The organism is Rosenbergiella australiborealis, assembly GCF_018494035.1.
Taxonomy (GTDB): Bacteria; Pseudomonadota; Gammaproteobacteria; order Enterobacterales; family Enterobacteriaceae; genus Rosenbergiella; species Rosenbergiella australiborealis.
Window position 1 is genome coordinate 129793 of sequence record NZ_JABBFO010000007.1, and the last position, 25663, is coordinate 155455.

Below are 25663 nucleotides of genomic sequence, written 5' to 3' on the forward strand. Positions count from 1 at the left end.
ATCACGATGCGTATTAGTAGTCTCAGTCAGCCACAAAGAATGTTGGCGACCTTAGAAACCGGCAATACTCAGATTCAAAAATTGCAGGATCAGCTGTCTACTCAGCAAAAACAGACACTACCTTCTGAAGATCCACTGAATGCGACACGCACCTCGGCGTTAACGCAACAACAGGCGGTCACGGCGCAGTATCAAACCAATATCACCACATTAAATGATACGCTGACACGACAAGATACGCTGCTTAGTAGCATGAGTGATCAATTACTTTCGCTGCAAGATCAATTGCGAAGCATGAATAATGCGACGCAGTCGGCAAGCTCTTATGCCAGTTATCAAACACAACTATCCAGTCTGAGCGAAGGGATAGTCGGTTTATTGAACAGTCAAGATGCCGAGGGGCGCTATATTTTTGGCGGGACACAAAGCGATAAACCGCCCGTGGTAATGGTTGACGGTCAATACCAGTGGCAGGGAAATAAGGGCGAACGCGCTGTTCAGGTTGGCCAACAACAGTCGGTAAATGGTAACTCGGATCTCAGTACACTTTTTGCGGTAGGAGATGACCCTTTGGGTTTTCTCAATCAACTGGGTCAATTACAAAAACAGCTTTCGGCATCAGGCAGTACTACGCTCCCTGATAGCTCCGCATTGTCGACCTTACTGCAACAGAGTAGCGATGTCTCCACACGGTTAGGGAGTACTAGAGGTTCGATAGGTAGCCGACAAAACCAACTGACGCAGTTATCAAACGTTTATACTGACCTGACGGCGGCGAATAGTGAGGTATTGAGTCAATTACAAAGTACCGATATCGCGGATACGACACTACAGTTACAATCTTGGCTTAAGACCGTTGAATATAGCAGTAAGGCTTATAGTTTAATGAATCAATTCTCGATGTTTGACGCGATCTAACCATGTTATCACCTCTCTCTTCCGGCTCGTTTAATCGCCCTCTTGGCAGTGAAGTCGCCACGCGCGCGCAACCGTCACCGGTGGCAACGCCTAGTGATGTGTCAGCGCGCTTATCACCATCACATCGCGCACTCCGCTTTCCCGATGAGTTATTAATTAGTCGTGATCCCCAACGCTTTAATACCCAACTAAACCAGCAGATTACCGCAGTTCAACGTGCCACCGATTATCTGGTCGAAACCGAGCTATCGCTCCGAGCTTTAGCTCAGCCGATGAATAGAGAAAAGCGGCAACGACAGTTAAGGCGTATGCGCCAACTGGTTGAACAGCGGGTTCAGCAATCGGGTGGTACGGTGGACCGTAATTTTCAGCCTTGTGTGGATCGTCCCGCACAGGTGATTTTTTCCTGTGAAGCCCTGCAAGCACTACTCTTTACTGAGCAGCGAGAGATTATTACTTTCGGCTTAGGCGAGGGGACGTTCCGGCGTTGGTGTTCACTGTTGATCAGCACTGAGATGTCATTAACCCAGCGTATTTTTGCATTAAATCGGGCGCTAGGTCAGCTTGCCATCTGGTGCGATTACGATTTAGCGCAGCAGCGTCTTTTATTGACGATACCTGAGCATCGCTGGCCGGAGCTGGTTAACTGGTCAGTACGGGGAAGCGGCGGCTGTTTTGCTGCCGACGGTTTAACCTTGCTGCGCCCCATCCCCGTGGGGTGTTTTGAACAGCAACTGCAACAACTCCTGTCTAATGAGCCGACAAAAGTGGTGTTGACGGCTGAGCAGGCGGTTCGCCATTTAATACAGGAACGTCAAAAGTTGCTACAGCAGCGACAGCAGGTTGATCACCAACTGGTACAGCATTCAGTGACGCTAGACGGACAACAAGCTTTACGTTTGGCACAGCATACTCGTCAGCAACTGGCAGTGTGTCGCGGCGAATTTCGCGGCTTAAATCAAGCCTTGCAATGCCAAGGTAACCTTCCGCTGTTGGCGGTTTATCAATTAATTATCGGTAATTAAAAAAAAAGGATATCTGCCCTTAATTTTCGTGTGACGACAGTCGTTATTAACTCTTAGTTACTACTTATCGTCCACTTTTAAGGAGCCGCCAGATGGCTATTACATTATTTACCAACTCATCCGCGATGTCTGCCAGCAATGCGTTACAAAAAGCTAACTCAACACTATCAAGCGCGATGGAACACCTAGGAACGGGTAAACGTATCACCAAGGCCTCTGATGATGCAGCAGGTCTACAAGTCGCGACACGTTTACAAGGCCAATCTAATGGTATGGCGGTAGCACAGCGTAATATCGCTGATGCCTCGACAATGCTGCAAACCGGCGAAGGCTCAATGGATGAAGTCAGTAATATCATGTACCGCATGAAAGATCTGGCAACACAGGCAGCTTCAGATACCAATACCACCACAAGCCGTAATGCAATCAGCGATGAGCTTTCCAGCTTAAATGATCAATTAGGCAGTATCATGAATAATACTTCCTATGCGGGCGATTCCTTATTCGGTAAATTGGCGACTCAAAGCAGTACAACGTCAACTAATGGTGGGGCTAAGACATCAGCAAATAACGGAACCACCGCAACCGATGGAAAAATGTCCAGCGCCATGACATTCCAAATTGGCGCAAGCAAGGATGAGACGTCAACGACCAATGTTACTGATAAATTAAACGCATTAAAGGCCATGATTACCAGTTTTGGTAAAACCACTAATGTTGATACCAGCGGCGATAAGATCACCACCACCACCACCAGCGGTCTAGATGTTTCCACTTCAGCAAATGCGAATAGCTTGATTGATACCTTAAGTTCAGCCTTAGATAATGTCTCTAGCTTACGTTCTTCTTTCGGTGCCTCGATCAATAGTTTAGGGCATGCTTCGGCTAACTTAACCAATATGAAAGATAACACCGACCAAGCGATGGGAAATATTCAAGATGCGGATTTTGCATCGGAAGCCTCGAAAATGACCCGTAGCCAAATGCTGGCACAAACCAGTACCTCAATGCTAAAACAGTCAAACAGCATGTCGAGTTTAGTGATGAGCATTTTAGGGTAAGGAAACGACGCGGGGTAATGCCCCTTGTGTTTCCTCTTTTTTTACAAAGCGGAAGGTTATCTTCCGCTTTGTCGTTTCTTATCAGCCAATCAATAGGCTTTCTATTATTGGCATGATTATTGCTTAAGAATCGATGCCAGACCCTGTTAACGAGTTTTCTCGCGGATATAGCCACCATGACCGATATCAGTTCTCTTGACCCGAAAACCCTTGCGACGAAAATGGCAGGTTACGATATTCAAGCGTCACAAAATGCAGTGACGACACAGCAAAATTCGCTTTCCACACAAAGCAGTAACCTGAGTAAATTAAAAACGGCATTGACGACGTTTCGGTCTAGCCTGACGAGCTTAAATAGTGCGACGCAAGGGATGCTAGCAAACAGCGCCAGTGTGAGTCAGTCTACAGTTGCGACGGTGACTACGACTTCCCAAGCGAATCGGGGAACCTACAACCTAACAGTTAGCCAGCTAGCCTCTGCCCAACAAACCGCCTATAGCGAGTTAACGGATGATATTGTCAAGCAGGCGACGGGATCGTTAACCCTATCGATTCAAAATAAAAGTATTGCGATTGATATGGGCAAACTCAGCTCATTGGCCGATTTTGCCGATGCTATAAATCAGGCAACGGATAATCCTGGCGCTACAGCATCGTTAATTAAGACTGATGGTAAAGTTCAGCTAATGCTCAGTAGTGATGAAAGCGGCTTAGCCAATGCCATTTCGCTAGACACACAACAGCTCGATACCAGCAGTGCCACCGCACTAGCCAAAGGCGTACAAATCTCAACCGCGCAAGATGCTAAAGTAAGTATCGGCTCTTTAGCGTTCAGTAGCAGTTCAAATAAGCTGGATTCGTTAATTGCTGGAGTAACCATTAACTTACAAACCGTCACTGCGGCAGATACGCCGTTAACGGTGACTGTCGGCACCGACACCAGCGCAACACAAAAGAATCTCCAGAGTTTTATTGATGCCTATAACAGTTTGCGTTCAGTCTTGAACGCTCAAGGCTCGGCAACAGGTGGCAACGATGGGTTGGTGTCATCGCTGAATACTGAGTTAAATGGATTGATCCGGGGGGCGGTCAAAGGGTTTGATATGACTCGCTTTGGCGTAACTTCAGATAAAGATGGCAAGCTGACACTTAATAGCGATACCTTGAAAACACAATTAGCCAAGAACCCTCAGTCGATTAACCAATTCTTTAGTAACCAAGGGTTACTGGCCACTATTGATAAATCGATGAACAACTATTTAAGTTCGAGCCATGGCACCTTACAAAGTCGACAAAACGTTTTAGATCGACAACAGACGGACGTCACTGATCGGCAAGCGAAAATTACCACTCGTTACAACGATGCTTATAACCGCTATTTAACCCAGTTCACAAAATTAAAAAGTGCTATGCAGAATATGAAAAGCTCCTTGAGTAGCTTACTCAGTTAATGAGAGAGATTATGTACAATAATGACAGTGTAAATGGCTACGACTACCTTTCCGCCGATTTAGAGCGCCAAGTTGCGACGGCGACACCACATCAATTAGTTCTCATTATGTTTAATGGTTTAATGGATGAGCTCGTCCGTGCGAAAAGTCATATTACGGCTAAGCGTTATGAACAAAAAGCCACCAGTATTAATCGTTGTATTGATATTCTTAATGCACTGAGCAGCGCACTGAATATGGAACAAGGGGGGGACTTGGCTGTTAGCTTAGCGAGTCTTTACGATTACGCGGTACGTTGTTTGTATGAGGCCAGCCATCAACTCTCGGTAGAGAAAATCACGGAAGTTGAGCGCTTATTGGGCGAAATTGAAGCTGGTTGGCGAGAGATGGCGGTTTAATTATGGCCGATCCGTTATCGTTTACACGCCTACTCTCGGCAGTGGTTGAGGCCATCAAGCATCAAGACTGGGATAAACTGATTATTGCTAATCAACAGCTTACCTCCCAGCTCGAAGGGGAAACCTTAACTGAAGCACAACGTCAACAGCTCCGTCAGGTCTATCAGGCAGGCTTAGCTGAGTGCCATATTCACGCCGATGACTTATGGCAAAAAATTCAGAATACGGTTAACGAACGGGAAGCGATGGCGGCTTATGCTCGTTTTGGCGATGCAGAGAGTTTTTTAGGATAACGTGATGAAAACTCTAGCACTCGCCACATTACCCACGACTGCGCCCGCGGCAACGACGCCTTCTGCTGCGGTATCGGGCTGTGATAAGCAACCCCCCTTATCATTCTCTTTAGCCTCGGCACAAAGCGATAAAAAGCAGCCAGAGACGGCGAGCACTCAGCCGGCACCCTCGTCTATTGATGATCGCAAAGAGGATGAACTGCCTGCGCTTATGGCGAGCTTACAGGCTCAGTCTCGTTATCGACAAAACGGAGCGGGGAACTTACTTACCGCCACGTTACCCACCAGCGAGGCAATGCTCGGCGCTGATCCTCAGCGATTGCTCACCGGGCTCGCGGGAAAGAATACCGCGTTGAACAAGGCGTGTTTTACCGACGACAAGACGGTCATATCGCAGAAGGAGAGTGAAACTGACCCCACATTTCCGACTATCATTTTGCCCGTTATGCAGTTAGTCGAGCCTCAAGTCATGCCCGCATCGGCTGAGCGATCTGTGCTTAATAGCCATATGGACGGTAGTGATATCAGCGCAGGAGTAACTTCGACGACTCGCGAACTCCAGCATCAAAACCCTCCGCTCCTCGATAATACTGGACTGACTGTAGCGGCTGGCCCAGCCACAACGGTCAGTCAGTCATTAACAGGAGCGCCACAAACCACCGTGGATCCCTTACGAACTAGGGTAGGTGAATCATCATCTGGGCATCAGGCACCGCTTATGGCGGTTATTGGTGAGCATATTACGTGGCAAGTGACGCACCAGCTACAGACTGCTGAGTTACAATTACATCCCGCTGAGTTAGGGGCGATTACTGTGACTATTCATATGAATGCGGGAACCATGCAAGTGCAGCTTAGTGCCGATGTGCCAGAAACACAGCAGTTATTACAACAAACCACTCATGACTTAAAAGAGAGCCTAACGCTTAACCAAGGTGGGCAGGTACAAGTGGATGTTTCGTCGCAAGGTGAACAGCAACGTCGCCACGCACAGCGACAGCAACAACAAGAGCACTCGGAAATCCTTGCGGCAAAAGAATTCGCGCGCGTTAGCTCGACCCCATCGGCGAGCGATCAATCCATTTTAATTACGTTATAAGAGTCGTTATGAAAAAGTCATTCATCATCGCATCGATTATTCTGCTGCTTATCATCATTGGGGCTGGAGGAGCATGGATGCTGAGTCAAAAGAGTGAGCCTAAGGCCGATGATCAGGGAATAGGGCATTGGTTTAAAAGCCAGCCACCTCGTGCTAGTTTCATTGAAATCAAAGATTTAGTGATTACTCTTCAAGCAGATGATAACCGCCCACGTTACCTTTTACTCGATGTGGTGCTCGTTGTTCGCGGTGAAGAGCAATCGGCACAAGCACAAGCCTTTGAACCGGCAGTAAGAAGCGCTACGGTTGGACTGTTAAACAATCAACCTTTTAGTGATGTGCGTGCGCGTACTATTCCAGAATTACATGACCAGTTACTGAAACGTTATCAAGAAGAGGCAAACCAGCTCGGCTTAAAAACGCTGCCTTTCGACGATATTATGATCAGTAAAATGGTTTTTCAGTGAGCGTAGAGCATGTCATTCACTGAATATACGCAGACTGAGCAGATGAGCGCCGAACAAGAGGCGCAGTATATTCATCGCTATCTTCCTCTGGTAAATAAAATCTTACGTCAGATGAGTTATCACGCCAGTGTGGTGATCGATGCCTATGATCTGCAACAGATTGCGTTAATTGGTTTATTGACCGCCTTACGGCGCTATGGCGTGCCGGATGATGAGTTTCCGGGATACGCGAAATACCGTATCCGTGGGGCGATTCTTGATGAACTGCGTCAAGCCGATTGGCGCCCCAGAAGTTTAAGGCAAAAGACACATCAACTGGCTCAGCAGATTAAGCAACTCACGCAGCAATTGGGTCGAGAACCTGAGTTTGCCGATATGTATCACCATTTGCAGATCGATCAACACACTTATCACGAATATTTGCAAAGTGAGCACTTAGCCAGCGTAGAAAGTCTTGATGCCGTAATGGAAGGTGAAGCGTCAGAATTGGGCTCGCAACGTGATAATCCTGAACGCTTCTATGCCAAACAGCAACAATTGGCACAAGCTATTGGTATTCTCGATCAACGCGAACAATTAATTCTGACGCTTTACTACCACCATGAGATGAATTTTAAAGAAATTGCTCTGGTCTTGGACGTGAGTGAAGCACGTGTCTGTCAATTGAATAAGCGATTAAACGATAAGTTGGTCGCCCATATAAAGCAAAGTGAGTCGGTATGTTAAAGGTCGGTGGGATCCTGATTGTCTTTATCTGTTTAATTTGGGGTTATCTTCACTCAGGAGGACGTCTAGTTGCGTTCTGGCAACCCGGGGAGATTGTGATTATTCTCGGCTGTGGCATAGGCACTTTGGTGTTAGCCAATGCCGGCACGGTATTAAAACAGATCCTTGCCCAGTTAAAAGAAGTGATGCGTAAAACCCGTTACAACACCGGATACTCTCAGCAACTCTTAATGCTGATGTATGAGTTACTCGACAGTGTCCAGAATGGTGGATTACGAAGTTTAGATAACCATATTGAAAACCCTACTGATAGCGAGTTATTTCAACGCTATCCATTGATCGCCAGTGATAGTGAGTTATGTACCTTTATCGCGGATAATTTTCGCATGATGGCAATGGGTAAAATTAATGAACATGAGCTGGAGGGGTTATTAGAGCAAGAACTTAACTCGGTAGAAGAAAATTTATTGCAAGCCTCGCGTTCACTTCAGCGTGTAGGAGAAGCGATGCCAGGATTCGGTATTTGTGCGGCGGTACTGGGTATTGTTATTACCATGCAATCGATTGACGGCACGATAGCCGTGATTGGTGTTAAAGTCGCAGCGGCCTTGATTGGTACTTTTCTTGGGGTATTTATTAGCTACTGCCTGATCGATCCTTTAGCGAACGCGATGGAGCAGTTAGTGAAGAAAAAAATGACCTCCTTCGAGTGCTTACGTACCATCATGGTTAACCAAGTGGCGGGAAAACCCCCGTTACTGGCGGTGGATGCCGGCCGAAAAATGTTACCGGTTGAAAGCAAACCGTCATTCACTCAGTTAGAGAGTTGGGTAGAGACGCGTCAAGAAGCGGTAGCATCATGAGTGGGCGTCAAAAAGGTCATACCACTATTATCAAGCGTAGCTCGCGACGTGCCCACTCCGGCGGGCATGGTGGCGCGTGGAAGGTCGCCTTTGCCGATTTTATGCTGGCATTGATGTCTCTCTTTATGGTGATGTGGATTATGGGACAGGTCTCGGAAAAAGACCGAAAAGCGATTATGTATACGTTAAATAATCAGTCGATTTTTGATAGCCACTCTTTTAGTCCAATCTCTTTTTCCGCCCATGATCCCGCGCCCTCAACAGCCCCGGAAGTCACCCCCAGTGTGGTAGGAAGCTCAGCTGGCGATAGCGCCACCGCGGCTACCGCCAAAGACAAAGAAACGAGTACGAGTGGCTCTGAAGGGGATCAACGGCAACTTCAGCAGGCGTTGCAAAGCCTAATGCTCGGTAAGCAAGCACAGAGTAATATGCGAATTGAACGCTTGGCCCAAGGGATCCGAGTCGTGGTCAATGATGATCAGCATCGCATGATGTTTGAACGAGGGAGCACCAAAGTGACTCCTTATTTTCAGCAACTGCTCTCGAGTCTTGTTCCCGCATTAAAACAAAGCGGGTCACACGTGATGATTATTGGTCATACCGATGCAACGCCGTATCAGCAAAATCCGTTTTACGATAACTGGAGCCTCTCTGTTAATCGTGCTCAATCAGCCCGGCAGGTCTTACTCAAAGCAGGATTTTCCAGCGATAAAATTGTACAGATCTCAGGGGTGGCGGATCAAAAACTGCTCGACCAACAGCAGCCGACAAATGCCATCAATCGACGTATTGAGTTTGTGATCCTTTCCGCACAAGGGTTGGCGGCGTGGGAAAAATCGTTTTCAATACCGGCAACCAATACGGTACTTCCCTCCGTGCAAGGCCAGTAGTGGGTATCGGTTAAGCACAGTTTATGCGCGTGTTTTTCATGGTTCTTATCCTCACGTTACTCTCCTATCACTCGGCGAGCGGTGCTTCGCCATCCAGTCGCTATCTGACGGATAAACAACACCGTGAACATAATCGTTTACGGCTTTGGCAGCAAGCGCAACACCGCATCGCTACCTCGGCACAATTACTGGCATCGGCCTCACCCGAAGTAAAAAAACGTGATCGACAACTGGCATTATCGCTATTGAATCGCGGCATTATTCCCGGTGATACCGGGTTAGGCTGGGCACCTTTAGATCCTGATGAGTTATTGCGTGAAACCGGGTCACCGCATCTTCTCGCCACCCTTGAGAAAGTGATTACGATTTTAGAGGCACAGATTGGCTTACCTTATCGATGGGGAGGACAGACGCCGACGCAAGGGTTTGATTGCAGTGGTCTTGTCTGGTTTGCCTTTAGGGAGTACGTGAACTGGCCATTGCCTCGCACGGCGAGTGGCTTATTTAATGATAAGCGCATGGCCGCAGTAAGCAGTCGTCGTCTACGCCGTGGTGATCTCCTTTTTTTCACTATTCATCGTCAAACGCAGCCTGATCATGTTGGAATTTACTTGGGTAACCATCAATTTATCGAAGCCCCACGAACAGGATTAGCGATTCGTATCAGTCAACTTGATACGCCTTTTTGGCAGCAACACTATGCAGGCGCGCGTCGTGTATTGAGCGAAACAACACTGCGTGATGCACACCCAACCTCGTTGCCGCATTCATTTTGAGAAGGGTATCGATTTTTATAGCCAGGATAGTAGGTATTCGGCTAGGGTGTCATAAGATACTGTTTACCATTATTGGAAATAAGTGAGGGGCATATGCCAAAAGCAGAGGTGTTTCATCTTGGATTAACCCAAGCCGATTTACAGGGCGCGACATTAGCTATCATTCCTGGTGCCCCGGAAAGAGTCCAAAAAATTGCCGAATCGATGGATAACCCAAAGCCTCTTGCCATCCACCGTGAATTTACGTCTTGGCGTGCTGAGATTGATGGCCAAGCAGTCATCGTTTGCTCAACAGGAGTAGGTGGCCCGTCGACGTCGATAGCTGTTGAAGAACTGGCACAACTTGGTATCAGAACGTTTCTGCGCATAGGCACGACGGGAGCAATTCAACCTGATATAAAAGTTGGGGATGTATTAATTACAACAGGCGCGGTGCGTTTAGACGGTGCCAGTCATCATTTTGCCCCTATTGAGTTTCCCGCTGTTGCCGATTTTCACTGCACCACTGCGCTGGTTGATGCCGCTAATGCACTGGGTGCCTCGAGTCATATAGGTATTACGGCTTCTTCGGATACCTTCTATCCCGGACAAGAACGTTATGACACCTATTCAGGCCGTGTAACCAGAGCATTTCAAGGCAGCCTGCAAGAGTGGCAGTTAATGGGGGTGCTAAACTATGAGATGGAGTCTGCGACGTTATTCACGCAATGTGCCAGTCAAGGGTTACGGGCAGGGATGATTGCCGGGGTGATAGTTAATCGCACACAACAAGAAATTCCCGACGAAAGCACAATGCAACACACCGAAAATACGGCGATAAAAATTGTGGTAGAGGCAGCACGTCGCTTGATCTAACCCGTTCTCGCTTTATGAATAAGAAAACGTATAGTCTAACCCTCTGTCTCACTTGCCTTAGAGGTTATGTGTAATGGTAGCGACACTGCTCACTTTTAGTTTAGCGGCATTATTGCTGACGTTAACCCCTGGTCTTGATACCGCGCTAGTATTAAGAACCTCCATTGCTGAAGGGCGTAGCCACGGCTTTAAAGCCGCCTTGGGGGTTAATCTTGGCTGTTATATTTGGGGAGCGCTAGTGGCACTGGGCTTAGGGGCATTATTAGCAGCCTCACAAGTCGCTTATGACTGCTTAAAATGGGTCGGTGCAGTTTATCTGTTATGGTTAGCTTTACAACTTGTACTCGCTCGTCCCCAGCCACTGTCACTCTCTGTACCCAGCCGCCATCCCCATACTCGTAACTGGTTTGTACGCGGCTGTTTAGGTAATGTCTTAAACCCTAAAGTGGGTATTTTTTATGTGAGCTTTCTGCCGCAATTTATTCCTGTAGGCCATTCTCCGGTCTTATGGACGTTTTTACTGGTATCGATTCATGTTGTATTCGGAACCTTATGGTCCTTAGTGCTGATTAATGTAGCGGTAAAAGCATCGCACTATTTACAACAACCTAACATTATTCGGTGGATGAATCGGATGACAGCAGGTGTTTTTGTACTCTTTGCCGCAAAGCTGGCGTTGAGTTCACGCTAAAGCATCGGGAATTGACGAGGGTGATTTTGGATTTTCAAAGTGTCAGTGAGGTGGCGTTAGTCGCCTGCGGTATGGTTGTGGGATGGATAGTTGCTGTATTGCGTTCAGGACGCGCCAGCGCTGTGCGAGAGGCTGATTATGCTCATCTTAAGCAAAATTTTGAGCTAAGCGAGCAGCGCTGCGAGCAACAGCAACAGCAGTTGCAGCTACTCCAGCAGCGTCAAAGTGAGTGGCAAGCTAAAGCCGCCGCTGCCGGAGAAAAACTCCAGCAGCTCGATTATTGGCGACAACAAACGGAACAGCTAAACCAAGAACTGCGTCATCAGTTTGATCTGAATCGGGTACAGGAAGCCGAGCTGCGAGAGGTGACGACGCGCTGGCAAGAATCACAACGTGCAATGGAAGAGAAACATCAATTATTGATCGACAGTGAGCAACGGTTAACCAGCCAATTTGAAAATTTAGCCAGCCGTATTTTTGAACACACTCATCGCCGAGTGGATGAACAAAATCGACAAAGTCTCAGTGGGCTACTGACTCCCTTACGTGAGCAGCTCGATGGATTTCGTCGTCATGTGAACGACAGTTTTAGCCAAGAGGCACGAGAAAGGCATACGCTGACGCATGAGATAAAACAGTTACAACAATTGAATAGCCAAATGGCACAAGAAGCCCTTAATCTGACTAATGCTCTGAAAGGCGATAATAAAATTCAGGGTAATTGGGGCGAAGTCGTGTTGGCGCGGGTGTTGGAAGCATCGGGGTTGCGTGAAGGGTACGAATACCAGACCCAAGTAAGTATTCAACATGAAAAAGGACGTTTTCAACCGGATGTGATTGTCCGATTACCTCAGGGGAAAGATGTCGTTATCGATGCTAAAATGACATTAGTCGCTTACGAGCGTTATTTTAATGCTCCCGACGAAGAGGTGCGTGAGCGTGCTGCTCAAGAGCATATATTGGCGGTACGCCAGCATATTCGTGGACTGGGTCGTAAGGATTATCAGGGATTACCTGGCTTAAGAAGCCTTGACTATGTGCTAATGTTTATTCCGGTAGAACCGGCCTTTTTATTGGCACTCGACCGCGAACCTGAACTGATTAACGAAGCCTTATCTCATAATATTATGTTAGTGAGTCCGACTACACTATTAGTGGCGCTACGGACAATTAATAATCTGTGGCGTTATGAGCATCAAAGCCAAAATGCCCAAAAAATCGCTGAACGTGCGGCCAAACTCTACGATAAAATGCGACTGTTCGTAGAAGATATGAGCCACTTGGGGGGCGCGTTGGATAAAGCCCAATTCAGCTATCATCAAGCGATGAAAAAGCTGGCACAGGGGCGTGGAAATATGCTGGCTCAAACCGAAGCATTTCGTCAGTTAGGGGTTGAAGTTAAACGTCCTATCGACAAGCAATTAACCGAACAAGCCATGTCAGATGAGCCGGACTCTGATACACTTGATTCAGACGCATTGACTAACCAGGTAAATACAGATGGCAGATAATTCCAAGGATACCACCCACTTTGGCTTTCAAACCGTAGCTAAAGACGAAAAGGCCGGCAAAGTAGCCGATGTATTCCACTCCGTGGCAGCAAAATATGACCTGATGAATGATTTGATGTCGATGGGTATACATCGGATCTGGAAACGTTTCACTATCGATTGTAGCGGTGTGCGCCGTGGCCAACGTGTACTCGACCTTGCGGGTGGAACGGGTGATTTAACCGCAAAGTTTTCGCGTCTTGTTGGGGAAACTGGCGAAGTGGTTTTGGCTGATATTAACAGCTCGATGCTAAAAATGGGGCGTGAAAAATTACGTAACCTCGGCATAGCGGGAAACGTGAGTTATGTCCAAGCAAACGCTGAAGCGCTGCCTTTCCCTGATAACTATTTTGACTGCATCACTATCTCTTTCGGTCTACGTAATGTTACGGATAAAGATAAGGCCTTAGCCTCCATGTTTCGTGTCTTGAAACCAGGTGGGCGTTTATTAGTATTAGAGTTCTCTAAGCCACTGCTAGAGCCTCTTAGCAAGGTTTATGATGCTTACTCATTCCATATTTTACCGCGTATTGGCCAACTGGTCGCCAACGATGCCGAAAGCTACCGTTATCTAGCAGAATCTATCCGTATGCATCCTGATCAAGAAACCTTGAAACAGATGATGGAAGCAGTAGGGTTTGAGAATAGTACCTACTACAACCTAACGGGTGGGATCGTCGCCCTACACCGTGGATACAAATTTTAATGCCAACCATGCCAATGATCACCGCGTTACTCGAACAGGGGCTTAACCGTACGCTTTGGCAGGATCGCGGTGGGAAAAGTACCCGTCAGCGACTAAAAGGGAAAATACTCACCATCAATATTCGCGAACTTGGCCAGCCACTCGTGCTGTACTTTAGTGACCACCAAATTGATGTGTTAAGTACGATAACATCGGAAAGTGATTGTACGGTTACCCTGAGCATGTCTGTTCTTCCGCAGTTACAGGACCGACAAAATCTGACTAAATTAATTAAATCCGGTCAATTAGATGTTGAGGGCGATCTACACGTTCTTCAATCATTTTCGGCGCTGATCGATTTAGCCGAATTTGATCCGGCTGAATACCTTGCGCCTTGGTGTGGTGATTTAGTGGCGCAATCGCTCACCCAAACGGGTAAAAATATCATCAATCTATTACAACGTACGTTTCTCCGTCGACAATCGCAAGTGAGTGAAACGCTGATTGAAGAGTGGCGTGTCGTACCCGGCGCGCTTGAACAAGCATGGTTTTGTGAAGAAACTCAGGCGATTACCCGTCAGTGCGACGCGTTAGAAAAACGTTTATCAAAACTGGAGATTCTATGACGTTTGGTGAATTACGTCGGCTCTATTTTATTATCCGTGTGTTTTTAACTTATGGATTAGATGAGTTTGTTCCCCGCACGCGATTAACATTACCGTTAAGACTATGGCGTAAGTGTATTTTTTGGATACCGAACAAACATCAAGATAAAGCGGTGGGTATACGCCTTCGTCTTGCACTCGAACAACTCGGTCCAGTGTGGATTAAACTTGGGCAGATGCTTTCCACTCGACGTGATTTATTTCCGCCAGAGATTGCCGACCAATTAGCCTCACTTCAAGATAAAGTTCCCCCTTTCGACGGTGTTCGGGCGAAAGCGCAAATTGAAAAGTCATTAGGTGGCCCTGTAGAAACCTATTTTGATGACTTCGATATTAATCCTCTCGCCTCGGCATCTATCGCTCAAGTCCACACCGCTATCCTGAAAGAAAATCAGAAACATGTTGTGATTAAAGTGATTCGTCCGGATATTTTACCGGTGATCAAAGCTGACATGCGTCTGATTTATCGTCTAGCCAGCTGGTTACCAAGGATTTTACCCGATGGTCGTCGCCTACGGCCGATCGAAGTGGTCAAAGACTACGAAAAAACACTGATTGATGAGCTTAATTTATTACGTGAAGGCGCCAACGCTATCCAATTACGTCGTAATTTTGAAGGCAACAATCTGCTCTATGTTCCTGAGGTTTACTCCGATTACGGTAGCGAAACCATGTTAGTGATGGAACGTATCTACGGGATACCCATTTCTGATACTCAAGCATTGGTGCAACAGGGCACAAACATGAAAGCCCTAGCAGAACGTGGGGTACAAGTCTTCTTTACCCAAGTTTTCCGTGATAGTTTCTTTCATGCCGATATGCACCCTGGGAATATTTTTGTCAGCCGCGAGCATCCCGAAGATCCGCAATATATCGCGATTGATTGCGGTATTGTCGGATCATTAAATAAAAATGATAAACGCTATTTAGCGGAAAATTTTATTGCCTTTTTTAACCGTGATTATCGTCGTGTGGCCGAGCTACATGTTGACTCAGGCTGGGTACCGGCGGATACGAATGTTGAAGACTTCGAGTTTTCTATCAGAACCGTTTGCGAACCTATTTTTGAAAAGCCGTTAGCGGAAATTTCATTTGGCCATGTGTTGCTGAATTTATTCAACACGGCACGGCGTTTCAACATGGAAGTGCAACCACAACTGGTTCTCTTACAAAAGACACTTCTCTATATTGAAGGAATTGGTCGGCAACTTTACCCACAGTTAGACCTTTGGAAAACGGCAAAGCCTTTTCTTGAAGAGTGGATTAAAGACCAAGTTGGCTTGCCTGCATTATGGCGCACGGTAAAAAACAAAGCTCCGATGTGGGCGGAAAGACTCCCAGAATTCCCGGAATTAGTATTTGATGCTCTTCACCACCATAAGCTACTAAAGCACAGCGTTGATAAATTGGCACAAGAATTAAATCAACAGCATAATCGTCATACCCAAGTTCGTTATTTGTGGGGAATAGGGGCAATTTGCTTAGTTAGCAGTATTACGGTATTACTTGTCCATCCGCAACTCAAATGGGTATCCGGCGGATTACTGGTCGGCGCCTTATTGAGCTGGATAGCTGGCTGGCAAAAAACCAAATAATGCGTCATTGTAGAACACAACATTGCTATTCAACATCTGGTATGATTAAGTCTAATTAATAAGCACTTATTACTTTGGGGTCATTATGGCTGGGATCAGTATTACGAAACTCCTTATTATTGCAGTAATTGTTATCCTATTTTTCGGGACGAAAAAGCTGCGTAATCTAGGATCTGATTTGGGTTCGTCGATTAAAGGTTTCAAAAAAGCAATGAGTGACGATGAAACAAAAAAGGATCAAGATGCTGATTTTTCTACAAAATCGCTGTCTGATTCTGAACCTGCGTCACACACTGAAGTTAAGTCTAAAGATAAAGATCAGGTGTAGCCCGTGTTCGATATAGGATTCAGTGAGTTACTGCTGGTTTTCGTCATCGGCCTAGTTGTTCTCGGTCCTGAGCGTCTACCGATAGCAGTTAAGACGGTTGTCGGTTGGATTCGTGCCATCCGCTCGTTGGCAGCCAATGTCCAACATGAACTGGCTCAGGAACTCAAACTGCAAGAGCTGCAGGAGAGTGTAAAAAAAGTAGAGGAAGCGGGTAAAGGCACCCTCTCACCAGAACTCAAAGAGTCGATAGAAGAGTTACGGAAAACTGCCGAATCGGTAAAACGCACTTATCACGAGTCTATTGTTACTGAACGAAGCGAGGATTTGGCCTCGCACGCTGAATCCGTCAATAAAGCGGCCACAGCTGAAAGCAGCAAGCCCCCTGAGACTGCCGTACCTACGTCACGCTTAGTCACTCCTAAAGAGGAAAGGGCAGAACTGAAGGTTGAGCCGGAGCCGCTACCAAATTCTACTCCTGTGACAGGCACAGAAACATCCTCCTCTACTCGCGAAGATAAACGTTAATGGAAGTTGAAGACACCCAACCGCTAATTAGTCATTTGATCGAGCTGCGTAAGCGGCTACTTAACTGCATTATTGCGGTTTTTATTATTTTTCTCGCGCTTATCTATTTTGCCAATGATATTTACCAGCTGATCGCGGCGCCATTGATTAAGCAAATGCCGGTTGGTGCGAGCATGATCGCGACCGATGTCGCATCCCCTTTTTTTACGCCGATTAAACTGACTGTCATTGTTTCAGTTTTTTTCGCAGTACCGGTTATCCTCTATCAAGTCTGGGCTTTCATCGCACCCGCTCTCTATCGCCATGAACGCAAGCTAGTGATGCCATTACTGTTTTCCAGTACCTTACTGTTTTATGTAGGGGTAGCGTTTGCCTATTTTATCGTCTTTCCCTTGGCGTTCGGCTTTTTCGCTAAAACCGCCCCGCAAGGTGTACAGATAGCGACAGACATCAGCAACTACCTTGACTTCGTTATGGCGATCTTCTTAGCCTTTGGTGTGGCGTTTGAAGTTCCTATTGCGATTGTATTGCTGTGCTGGACGGGGATCACTTCCCCCGATGATCTGCGTAAAAAACGACCGTATATTTTGGTCGGAGCCTTCGTCGTCGGTATGCTGTTAACACCTCCTGACGTTTTTTCTCAAACTTTACTCGCTATTCCGATGTACTGTCTATTTGAAGTCGGCGTATTCTTCTCCCGTTATTATGTAGGAAAAGGACGTTGGGATAAGGAGCAGGATAGCGAATCCTGAGGTCCCGCTCTCAGGTTCTGCGGAATAGACTGCGGAACAACGTTGAACCAGGCCACCGATTGGTGGCCTCGCGTTGGAATATAAGATGTTTGATATTGGTGTTAACCTTACAAGTACACAGTTTGCAAAAGATCGAAAACAAATCGTCTCTCGTGCCCATCAGGCGGGAATTACCGGAATTCTTATTACAGGCACTAATGCATTAGAAAGCCAACAAGCGCAATTTCTTGCTATGCAACATCCAGGTTATTGTTGGTCTACCGCTGGGGTACATCCCCATCATGCTAGTGAATGGTCACAAGAAACGGCAGGGACTTTACGCCGTCTAGCCAGTCAACCCCAGGTCGTTGCGATCGGCGAGTGCGGTCTGGACTACAACCGCAATATCTCCGTTCCCGCGCAACAAGAGTATGCGTTCAATGCTCAACTTGAACTTGCCGCCGAGCTAGGCATGCCAGTCTTCCTTCACTGTCGTGAAGCGCATGAACGTTTTATGGCTATTTTAACCCCTTGGTTATCAAAACTTCCTGCAGCGGTCGTGCACTGTTTTACAGGAACTCGGCAGGAATTAGAGGACTACCTTGCTCACGGATTAATGATTGGTATTACGGGGTGGGTCTGTGATGAACGCCGTGGTTTAGGCGTTCGTGAATTACTCCCCTTGATTCCGGCTGATCGTCTTTTACTTGAAACCGACGCGCCGTATTTGTTACCACGCGATATGCGCCCTCGGCCACCCTCCCGGCGAAACGAGCCGTGCTATCTTCCGCATATCGTTCAGCAAGTTGCGACTTGGCGAGGCGAAGAGGCACAAACATTGGCGGTACAAACCGACAGTAATGCTCGTTGTTTATTTGGATTAAGCGGATTGTAATTAAGCCTTGCTAAACGCGTCATTCTCGACGCTCCGCACGACGGTTTTATTTAATAAATTCAGCAGTAAGAATGAGCGTGTTTCACCATCGGTTTCTTGGTAAATCGCGCTCATTCCTTCAAATATTCCACGGGTAATGGTCACAGGCTCACCCGTTTGAGGCAGTGTAAAGGGGAGAGAAGACTCCGCCGGACAGCTGCGTAACTGAGTAATCACTTGTTCGGGAACCCGCGCCGGGGTAGATCCAAAACGAACGAAGTGGCTGACGCCGCGTGTGGCGCTGATAGTGGTCGTATGGATAACGTTTGGATCGAACTGTAAAAAGAGGTAGTTCGGGAACAGCGGCTCACAGACCTTGGTCGCTTTTGCCCGGATTACTTTCTCCGTTTCAATCATGGGCACAAAACAGATCACTTGCTGTCTTTCTAAATGCTCTTTTGCGCGAGTGAGTTGCCCACGTTTGCAATACAGTAAATACCAGTCAGCCATAATCTCTCCAGAAGTGAGGGGGAATGATAACAAAGAGTGATTTGCGGGTATAGTTTACTCAACCCTCAAGTTTTGCTTATCTCAGTAAATTCTGGAATTTAATCAAATAAATCACAGCGCACGCGGTTATTCACACATATAATGACATTATTGCTAATAATAATCGTAGATATCACCCTTTATGAAATATCAGGACTTAAGAGACTTTATTCAGCAGTTGGAAGCCATCGGCGAACTAAAACGGATAACACACCCGATCGATCCTAATCTTGAAATGACGGAAATTGCTGATCGCACCCTTCGTGCAGGGGGGCCCGCATTATTATTTGAAAACCCGAAAGGCTACGATATGCCGGTTCTCTGCAATTTATTCGGGACACCGCGTCGGGTTGCCTTAGGGATGGGAAGAGAAGAGGTGAGTGCACTACGAGAAGTGGGCGAACTTCTCGCTTTTCTAAAGGAACCCGAGCCACCACGTGGATTTCGCGACCTGTTTGATAAACTCCCGCGTTTTAAAAATGTCCTAAATATGCCGACCAAAAGGTTACGTTCGGCGCCTTGCCAACAACACGTTCATCAAGGTAACGACGTTAATCTGCATAAAATTCCAGTGATGCGTTGTTGGCCGGAAGATGCCGCACCGCTCATTACATGGGGATTAGTCGTCACGAGAGGCCCCCATAAAGAACGCCAAAATTTAGGTATTTATCGCCTACAGGTTATCGGTAAAAATCGACTCATTATGCGTTGGTTATCACACCGTGGAGGTGCCCTCGATTTTCAAGAATGGTGTCAGGCTCATCCCGGCGAACGTTTTCCAGTGAGCGTTGCTTTAGGGGCCGATCCGGCAACTATCTTAGGAGCGGTGACGCCTGTACCTGATGGGTTATCCGAATATGCTTTTGCCGGGTTGTTAAGAGGTAATAAAACAGAAGTCGTTAAATGCCTCTCCTCCGATCTTGAAATTCCGGCCAGCGCCGAAATAGTATTGGAAGGTTACATTGAGCCTGGAGACCTTGCTCCAGAAGGGCCTTACGGCGACCACACGGGTTATTATAATGAGGTGGATGACTTTCCAGTTTTCACTGTTACCCATGTGACTCACCGAGACAAACCTATTTATCACTCTACCTACACAGGACGTCCACCAGATGAGCCTGCTGTACTCGGAGTGGCTCTCAATGAGGTGTTGGTCCCTATTCTTATCAAGCAATTTCCAGAAATTGTCGATTTTTATTTACCGCCAGAAGGCTGTTCGTACCGTTTAGCCGTTGTGACGATTAAGAAACAATATGCAGGCCATGCAAAGCGCGTTATGTTTGGGGTGTGGTCTTTCTTACGACAATTTATGTACACCAAATTTGTGATTGTTTGTGATGACGATGTGAATGCTCGTGATTGGAACGATGTTATTTGGGCCATCACGACGCGTATGGATCCTGCACGCGATACGGTACTCGTTGAAAATACGCCGATCGATTACCTCGATTTTGCTTCGCCAGTCTCTGGACTCGGGTCAAAAATGGGGATGGATGCAACCAATAAATGGCCGGGTGAAACGGATCGTGAGTGGGGCCGTCCGATTGTTAAAGATCCGCAAGTCACTGCGCGTATCGATGCTCTCTGGGATGAACTGGCTATCTTCCCACCGAAGTAAAGGCTAACTCGCTAATATACTTTTCAATGCCCGATAGAGGTAAAGAATGACTATTTTGAGCTGTAATGTAATTTCTGTAGAAGCTATCACTGAAACGGTTTATCGCGTCAGGATGGTTCCCGAAACGGAGTTCGAGTTTCAGGCAGGCCAATATTTGATGGTCGTGATGGATGAACAAGATAAACGTCCCTTCTCGGTAGCCTCCACACCGATGGAGAAGGATATTATTGAGTTACATATCGGTGCCTCAGATATGAACCTCTACGCGATGGCGGTCATGGACAAAATTCGTCAGCAAAAAACTATTCAGGTGGATATGCCCCACGGCCACGCATGGTTACGTGAAGGCGGAGAACGCCCCATTATCTTAATTGCTGGCGGAACTGGGTTCTCTTACGCTCGCTCCATTCTATTGACGGCATTAGCCGAAAATCCACAGCGAGATATTGAATTGTATTGGGGAGGGCGTGAACCTCAACACCTCTATGATTTAACCGAACTGCAAGCATTAGCCGTCCGCCATCCCTCATTGAAAGTTATCCCTGTGGTCGAGCAGCCTAATGCCGAATGGCAAGGTCGCACCGGCACGGTACTGCCAGCCGTACTCAATGACCATGTCTCATTAGCAGAATATGATATTTATATCGCAGGGCGCTTTGAAATGGCGAAAATTGCTCGTGAGCGTTTCTGTGTAGAAGCAGGCGCCCAGGTTGAGCATATTTTTGGTGATGCATTCGCATTCCTGTAATCGCATCCCTGTGCTATGACTGCTTTGTCTCTACAGGCCGATAAAGATATGTTATCGGCCTTTTTATTGGACTATCACCTCTCGATGAAGGCGGTTTTCATTTTGGAAGGAACGTCCCTTTACTCACTCAACTAAAAAGCTGTGCTACCATAAGTACCGATTTTGAATCGTTTGGAGAAGGCAGAATGAATTCGTTACCCGCACTCTATCGCGCTCATCTTGATAGCTTGATCGAACACGCACGTATTATCTTGGCGCGCTCGAAGCGCGATGCTTTGTTAGTGCATTCCGGCGAACTTATCACTGCGTTCCAAGATGACCATGCCTATCCTTTTAAAGTTAATCCACTGTTTAAGGCGTGGCTACCGATTATCGAGACGGCAAATTGTTGGTTGTGGATTGATGGACAGTCACGTCCTACGCTCTATTTTTACTCGCCTACGGACTACTGGCATAAAGTCGACCCATTACCAGATACCTACTGGAGTCGTGAATTCGAGATTATTGTCTTGAAACATGCCGACGATATTGCCACGTTATTGCCGAGCCAACGTGAAAATATTGCTTATTTAGGTTCAGCCCTTCATCGTGCCCAAGCCCTGGGTATACCGGCTTCGCAGCATAATCCGCAGGAGATTATCAATTATCTCCATTATCACCGTAGTGTAAAAACGGATTACGAACTGTACTGTATGCGTGAAGCACAACGCACCGCGGTTGTGGGGCACTTAGCCGCTCGCGACAGTTTTTTCTCCGGCGCCAGCGAGTTTCAAATCAATAGCGATTACCTTGCTGCGACAGGTCAACGAGACACTACAGTCCCTTACGGTAATATCGTGGCGATTAATGAACATGCTGCCGTGTTGCATTACACCCATTTGGATCACGCTCGCCCACAGACGCCGCGTAGTTTTCTCTTAGATGCAGGCACGGAATATCAGGGGTATGCTGCCGACTTAACACGTTCTTATGCTTGGGATGCACAATCGCGCTATGCGGAGTTAGTCAACGCCGTTACTGAGCATGAACGTGCACTGATTGATACCCTACAAGCAGGACAACGCTATAGCGATTACCATTTACAGATGAATCAGCGTATTGCTCGTATTCTTTGTGAATTCGGTATTGTGAACAATATTAGTGAAGAAGCGCTTGTCAGTGAAAATATTACCTCCACCTTTATGCCGCATGGCGTCGGGCATTTATTAGGTTTACAAGTTCACGATGTCGCTGGGTTTATGCAAGATGATTGCGGAACCCATCTTGCCGCCCCGAATCAATATCCGTGGCTACGTTGTACTCGGATTTTAGCGCCCCGTATGGTCTTGACCATCGAACCAGGCTTATATTTTATTGAGTCATTACTCGCGCCTTGGCGGAACAGTGCATACAGCCGTCATTTTAACTGGACAGCTATCGAAGAGTTGAAGGGCTACGGGGGTATTCGTATTGAAGACAATATTGTCGTTTGGCCAGAACATATAGAGAATATGACACGAGATCTACAGTTACCCTGATGCTTAGTTACCCAATCCCTGCACACGCACAAACCGTTGTAGAAGAAACGATAAAAAAAAGTCGTTTCATTACTTACCTCGTACATACTGTGGGGACGGATGAGGCTAAGCGTATCATTCAAGACATTCGCCAGCAGCACCCAGCAGCTCGCCATCACTGTTGGGCCTATGTGGCCGGCGCACCTAACGACTCACAACAGCTAGGATTTTCTGATGACGGGGAACCTTCAGGAACAGCGGGGAAGCCGATGTTAGCCCAATTAATGGGAAGTGGGCTTGGCGAGGTGACCGCCATTGTGGTGCGTTATTATGGCGGGGTAATGTTAGGGACGGGAGGGTTAGTCAAAGCCTATGGCGGCGGGGTCCAATTAGCCCTTAAGCACCTCGAACGTCAGTTAAAAATTCCTAAACAAACTTATCGGCTTGACTGTCAATATGCACAATTGGCGGAGGTCGAACGTATTATCCAGCGTTTTCAAGGCGACATTATTGATACGCAGTTTACCGAGCAGGTTAGGGTACTTATCGCTTTGCCAGAATCGTTTTTGGCAGAGTGTCACGACGCACTGACGCACTTTAGCCGCGGTGAATTACTTTTACAGCAGCAATAAACAATCCTGAATCAGGTTGAATAGGACAGGCAGCATGCAATTCCGAGCCCTTACACGTATCGTAGGTCTTTTGATCATCATTTTTTCGGGCACCATGATGTTGCCAGGTCTTGTCGCGCTCATCTATCGTGATGGCGCAGGGCGAGCATTCAGCCAAACTTTCCTTACAGCCTTAGTGCTTGGCTCATTACTGTGGTGGCCAAACCGAAAACATCGGCGTGAACTTAAACCCCGCGAAGGCTTCTTTATTGTTGTATTATTTTGGATCGTGCTTGGCAGTGTGGGAGCTTTACCCTTTATGTTTGCTGAGCGCCCCCATTTATCGGTAACGGATGCTTTTTTTGAATCGTTTTCTGGACTAACGACGACAGGGGCAACCACGCTTATCGGCTTGGATACACTTCCTAAAGCTATTCTGTTCTACCGGCAGATGTTGCAATGGCTAGGTGGGATGGGAATTATTGTGCTGGCTGTCGCCATCTTGCCGATATTAGGGGTGGGCGGAATGCAGCTATATCGTGCTGAAATGCCCGGGCCACTGAAAGATAATAAGATGCGGCCTCGTATTGCTGAAACTGCAAAAACGTTATGGTTGATTTATGTGTTATTAACCGTGGCTTGTGCACTTGCGCTTTGGTTCGCTGGAATGCCTTTATTTGACGCAATCAGCCATAGTTTCTCCACCATCTCAATTGGCGGGTTCTCGACCCATGATGCGAGTGTTGGCTATTTCAATAGCCCATTAATCAATACCATTATCGCGATATTTTTACTGATCTCTGGTTGTAATTATGGTCTGCACTTTTCATTACTCTCAGGACGCAGCCTAAAGGTCTATTGGCGAGACCCGGAGTTCCGCGTTTTTATCGGCGTTCAGATAAGCCTTGTTGTGATAGCCACCCTCATTTTAATGGCTCATCATGTTTATCATGGTTTTTGGGCTACGCTTGATCAAGCCTTTTTCCAAGTCGTCTCGATGGCAACTACCGCCGGCTTCACGACTGACAGTATTGCTCACTGGCCGTTATTTCTGCCTGTTCTTCTATTATGCACCGCATTTATTGGAGGATGTGCAGGATCAACAGGTGGTGGGTTAAAAGTCATTCGTATACTACTGCTGTTTAAACAAGGCAACCGAGAGTTAAAACGTTTAGTGCATCCTAATGCCGTCTACACCATTAAATTAGGGGATCGTCCACTACCAGAACGGATTATCGAAGCGGTATGGGGCTTTTTCTCTGCTTATGCGCTGGTCTTCTTAATCAGCATGATGGCTATCGTTGCTACGGGAGTTGATAATTTCTCAGCATTTGCTGCGGTAGCCGCGACATTGAATAATCTTGGGCCTGGCTTAGGTGTTGTGGCGGATAATTTTGCGTCAATGAACGACACGGCAAAATGGATACTGATTTCTACGATGTTATTTGGTCGTTTAGAAGTCTTCACATTACTTGTTCTTTTTACGCCAACATTTTGGCGGCAATAAGGTCTTTAAATGAAAACCCTCCTTCTTTACCTAACGCGTGATGGGCAAACTCATAAAATTGCTCAAGCTATTGCCCAAACGATCGGATCTGAACAGGTTGAGCTCCATGACTTAATGACGTTATCCGTGGTTGATTGGTCTCAATACGACAAGGTCATTATTGGTGCTTCTATACGGTATGGACATTTCGCTCCACAACTGATGACATTCGTCCAGCAATATACCAACGAGTTAAACGAAAGATGTTCTGCTTTTTATTCCGTTAACCTGACTGCGCGTAAACCTGAAAAGTCGACGCCTGAAACAAATGTCTATACGCAGAAGTTTTTAACGGCCTCGCCTTGGCAGCCTGACGAGGTAGCTGTATTCGCGGGCGCGTTACGTTATCCTCGTTATCGTTGGTTCGATCGCTTTATGATCGGATTAATTATGAAGATGACCGGCGGTGAAACGGATAAAACAAAAGAGGTAGACTATACGCAGTGGGACAAGGTGCGCGAATTTGCGAATACATTTGCTGATAAAAAGAGCAAATTGTTGAGTTAATGAGTGGTTCGGTTAGAAAAGAAACGAACGAGAAATTTTTTTAAATAATCCCTTGCGCTCTCGGCGGAACTCCCTATAATGCGCATCCACTGACACGGCAAAGCACGATACGCAGCGCGGTG

The 25663-nt window shown here is 46.9% G+C and carries 29 protein-coding genes; 28 read left to right on the plus strand and 1 reads right to left on the minus strand.

Annotation, left to right across the window (positions count from 1 at the left end):
* Positions 1-6 precede the first annotated feature (6 nt).
* From HGT73_RS09290 to tatD, 22 genes are all read left to right on the plus strand, one after another.
* Positions 7-918, plus strand: a complete 912-nt coding sequence (locus HGT73_RS09290; RefSeq protein WP_214214032.1) for a flagellin N-terminal helical domain-containing protein — start codon at positions 7-9, stop codon at positions 916-918.
* 2 nt (positions 919-920) lie between these two features.
* The gene (locus tag HGT73_RS09295) at positions 921-1943 is read left to right on the plus strand and encodes a hypothetical protein (RefSeq protein ID WP_214214034.1); all 1023 of its coding nucleotides are present in this window, start codon (positions 921-923) and stop codon (positions 1941-1943) included.
* A gap of 92 nt (positions 1944-2035) precedes the next feature.
* Positions 2036-3004, plus strand: coding sequence for a flagellin N-terminal helical domain-containing protein (locus tag HGT73_RS09300; RefSeq protein ID WP_214214036.1), 969 nt, complete (start codon positions 2036-2038; stop codon positions 3002-3004).
* A gap of 176 nt (positions 3005-3180) precedes the next feature.
* Positions 3181-4455, plus strand: a complete 1275-nt coding sequence (gene fliD, locus HGT73_RS09305; RefSeq protein WP_214214038.1) for a flagellar filament capping protein FliD — start codon at positions 3181-3183, stop codon at positions 4453-4455.
* An 11-nt stretch (positions 4456-4466) separates the two neighbouring features.
* A complete protein-coding gene (fliS, locus tag HGT73_RS09310; RefSeq protein WP_214214040.1) occupies positions 4467-4853 on the plus strand; it encodes a flagellar export chaperone FliS in 387 nt (128 codons plus the stop codon).
* A 2-nt stretch (positions 4854-4855) separates the two neighbouring features.
* Positions 4856-5146, plus strand: coding sequence for a hypothetical protein (locus HGT73_RS09315; protein WP_214214042.1), 291 nt, complete (start codon positions 4856-4858; stop codon positions 5144-5146).
* A 4-nt stretch (positions 5147-5150) separates the two neighbouring features.
* Positions 5151-6245: a flagellar hook-length control protein FliK gene (locus HGT73_RS09320; RefSeq protein ID WP_214214044.1), complete on the plus strand. Its 1095-nt coding sequence runs from the start codon at positions 5151-5153 to the stop codon at positions 6243-6245.
* An 8-nt stretch (positions 6246-6253) separates the two neighbouring features.
* Positions 6254-6712, plus strand: coding sequence for a flagellar basal body-associated FliL family protein (locus HGT73_RS09325; RefSeq protein ID WP_214214047.1), 459 nt, complete (start codon positions 6254-6256; stop codon positions 6710-6712).
* Positions 6713-6721: 9 nt separating this feature from the next.
* Positions 6722-7438, plus strand: coding sequence for a FliA/WhiG family RNA polymerase sigma factor (locus tag HGT73_RS09330; protein WP_214214049.1), 717 nt, complete (start codon positions 6722-6724; stop codon positions 7436-7438).
* Positions 7432-8301, plus strand: a complete 870-nt coding sequence (gene motA, locus HGT73_RS09335) for a flagellar motor stator protein MotA (protein ID WP_214214051.1) — start codon at positions 7432-7434, stop codon at positions 8299-8301. Before HGT73_RS09330 ends, motA begins: the two co-directional genes overlap by 7 nt.
* On the plus strand, positions 8298-9191 hold the full coding sequence (locus HGT73_RS09340; protein WP_214214053.1) for a flagellar motor protein MotB: 894 nt from the start codon (positions 8298-8300) through the stop codon (positions 9189-9191). Before motA ends, HGT73_RS09340 begins: the two co-directional genes overlap by 4 nt.
* A 23-nt stretch (positions 9192-9214) precedes the next feature.
* Complete coding sequence (locus tag HGT73_RS09345; protein ID WP_214214055.1) at positions 9215-9967, plus strand: C40 family peptidase; 753 nt, start codon at positions 9215-9217, stop codon at positions 9965-9967.
* Between the two features lie 93 nt (positions 9968-10060).
* The gene (udp, locus tag HGT73_RS09350; protein ID WP_214214057.1) at positions 10061-10822 is read left to right on the plus strand and encodes a uridine phosphorylase; all 762 of its coding nucleotides are present in this window, start codon (positions 10061-10063) and stop codon (positions 10820-10822) included.
* Positions 10823-10895: 73 nt separating this feature from the next.
* Positions 10896-11513 (plus strand): LysE family translocator, encoded by a 618-nt coding sequence (locus tag HGT73_RS09355; RefSeq protein WP_214214059.1) that lies wholly within the window; start codon positions 10896-10898, stop codon positions 11511-11513.
* 26 nt (positions 11514-11539) lie between these two features.
* A complete protein-coding gene (rmuC, locus tag HGT73_RS09360) occupies positions 11540-13024 on the plus strand; it encodes a DNA recombination protein RmuC (protein ID WP_407073152.1) in 1485 nt (494 codons plus the stop codon).
* The gene (gene ubiE, locus HGT73_RS09365; RefSeq protein WP_214214060.1) at positions 13014-13769 is read left to right on the plus strand and encodes a bifunctional demethylmenaquinone methyltransferase/2-methoxy-6-polyprenyl-1,4-benzoquinol methylase UbiE; all 756 of its coding nucleotides are present in this window, start codon (positions 13014-13016) and stop codon (positions 13767-13769) included. Before rmuC ends, ubiE begins: the two co-directional genes overlap by 11 nt.
* Complete coding sequence (gene ubiJ, locus HGT73_RS09370) at positions 13769-14374, plus strand: ubiquinone biosynthesis protein UbiJ (protein WP_214214062.1); 606 nt, start codon at positions 13769-13771, stop codon at positions 14372-14374. Before ubiE ends, ubiJ begins: the two co-directional genes overlap by 1 nt.
* Positions 14371-16008: a ubiquinone biosynthesis regulatory protein kinase UbiB gene (ubiB, locus tag HGT73_RS09375; protein ID WP_214214064.1), complete on the plus strand. Its 1638-nt coding sequence runs from the start codon at positions 14371-14373 to the stop codon at positions 16006-16008. Before ubiJ ends, ubiB begins: the two co-directional genes overlap by 4 nt.
* Before the next feature lie 85 nt (positions 16009-16093).
* A complete protein-coding gene (gene tatE, locus HGT73_RS09380; protein ID WP_214214066.1) occupies positions 16094-16336 on the plus strand; it encodes a twin-arginine translocase subunit TatE in 243 nt (80 codons plus the stop codon).
* A 3-nt stretch (positions 16337-16339) separates the two neighbouring features.
* The gene (gene tatB / locus HGT73_RS09385; protein ID WP_214214069.1) at positions 16340-16861 is read left to right on the plus strand and encodes a Sec-independent protein translocase protein TatB; all 522 of its coding nucleotides are present in this window, start codon (positions 16340-16342) and stop codon (positions 16859-16861) included.
* Positions 16861-17613 (plus strand): Sec-independent protein translocase subunit TatC, encoded by a 753-nt coding sequence (tatC, locus tag HGT73_RS09390; RefSeq protein ID WP_214214071.1) that lies wholly within the window; start codon positions 16861-16863, stop codon positions 17611-17613. Before tatB ends, tatC begins: the two co-directional genes overlap by 1 nt.
* 85 nt (positions 17614-17698) lie before the next feature.
* Positions 17699-18487 carry a 3'-5' ssDNA/RNA exonuclease TatD gene (tatD, locus tag HGT73_RS09395; protein ID WP_214214073.1) on the plus strand — a complete coding sequence of 263 codons (789 nt, stop codon included), beginning with the start codon at positions 17699-17701 and terminating at the stop codon, positions 18485-18487.
* On the opposite strand, the gene rfaH is transcribed toward tatD, so the two are convergent.
* On the minus strand, positions 18488-18976 hold the full coding sequence (gene rfaH / locus HGT73_RS09400; protein ID WP_214214075.1) for a transcription/translation regulatory transformer protein RfaH: 489 nt from the start codon (positions 18974-18976) through the stop codon (positions 18488-18490). It lies immediately after the preceding gene.
* Positions 18977-19157: 181 nt separating this feature from the next.
* On the opposite strand from rfaH, the gene ubiD reads away from it, so the two are divergent.
* The 6 genes from ubiD to hemG all read left to right on the plus strand — a co-directional run bounded on the left by ubiD (position 19158) and on the right by hemG (position 25541).
* Positions 19158-20633 carry a 4-hydroxy-3-polyprenylbenzoate decarboxylase gene (gene ubiD / locus HGT73_RS09405; RefSeq protein WP_214214077.1) on the plus strand — a complete coding sequence of 492 codons (1476 nt, stop codon included), beginning with the start codon at positions 19158-19160 and terminating at the stop codon, positions 20631-20633.
* Between the two features lie 46 nt (positions 20634-20679).
* Positions 20680-21381, plus strand: coding sequence for an NAD(P)H-flavin reductase (fre, locus tag HGT73_RS09410; protein ID WP_214214079.1), 702 nt, complete (start codon positions 20680-20682; stop codon positions 21379-21381).
* Positions 21382-21566: 185 nt separating this feature from the next.
* The gene (gene pepQ / locus HGT73_RS09415; protein ID WP_214214082.1) at positions 21567-22898 is read left to right on the plus strand and encodes a Xaa-Pro dipeptidase; all 1332 of its coding nucleotides are present in this window, start codon (positions 21567-21569) and stop codon (positions 22896-22898) included.
* Complete coding sequence (locus HGT73_RS09420) at positions 22898-23509, plus strand: IMPACT family protein (RefSeq protein ID WP_214214084.1); 612 nt, start codon at positions 22898-22900, stop codon at positions 23507-23509. Before pepQ ends, HGT73_RS09420 begins: the two co-directional genes overlap by 1 nt.
* Positions 23510-23543: 34 nt before the next feature.
* Positions 23544-24995: a Trk system potassium transporter TrkH gene (gene trkH / locus HGT73_RS09425; protein WP_214214086.1), complete on the plus strand. Its 1452-nt coding sequence runs from the start codon at positions 23544-23546 to the stop codon at positions 24993-24995.
* Between the two features lie 9 nt (positions 24996-25004).
* Positions 25005-25541 carry a menaquinone-dependent protoporphyrinogen IX dehydrogenase gene (hemG, locus tag HGT73_RS09430; protein ID WP_214214088.1) on the plus strand — a complete coding sequence of 179 codons (537 nt, stop codon included), beginning with the start codon at positions 25005-25007 and terminating at the stop codon, positions 25539-25541.
* Positions 25542-25663: the final 122 nt, after the last annotated feature.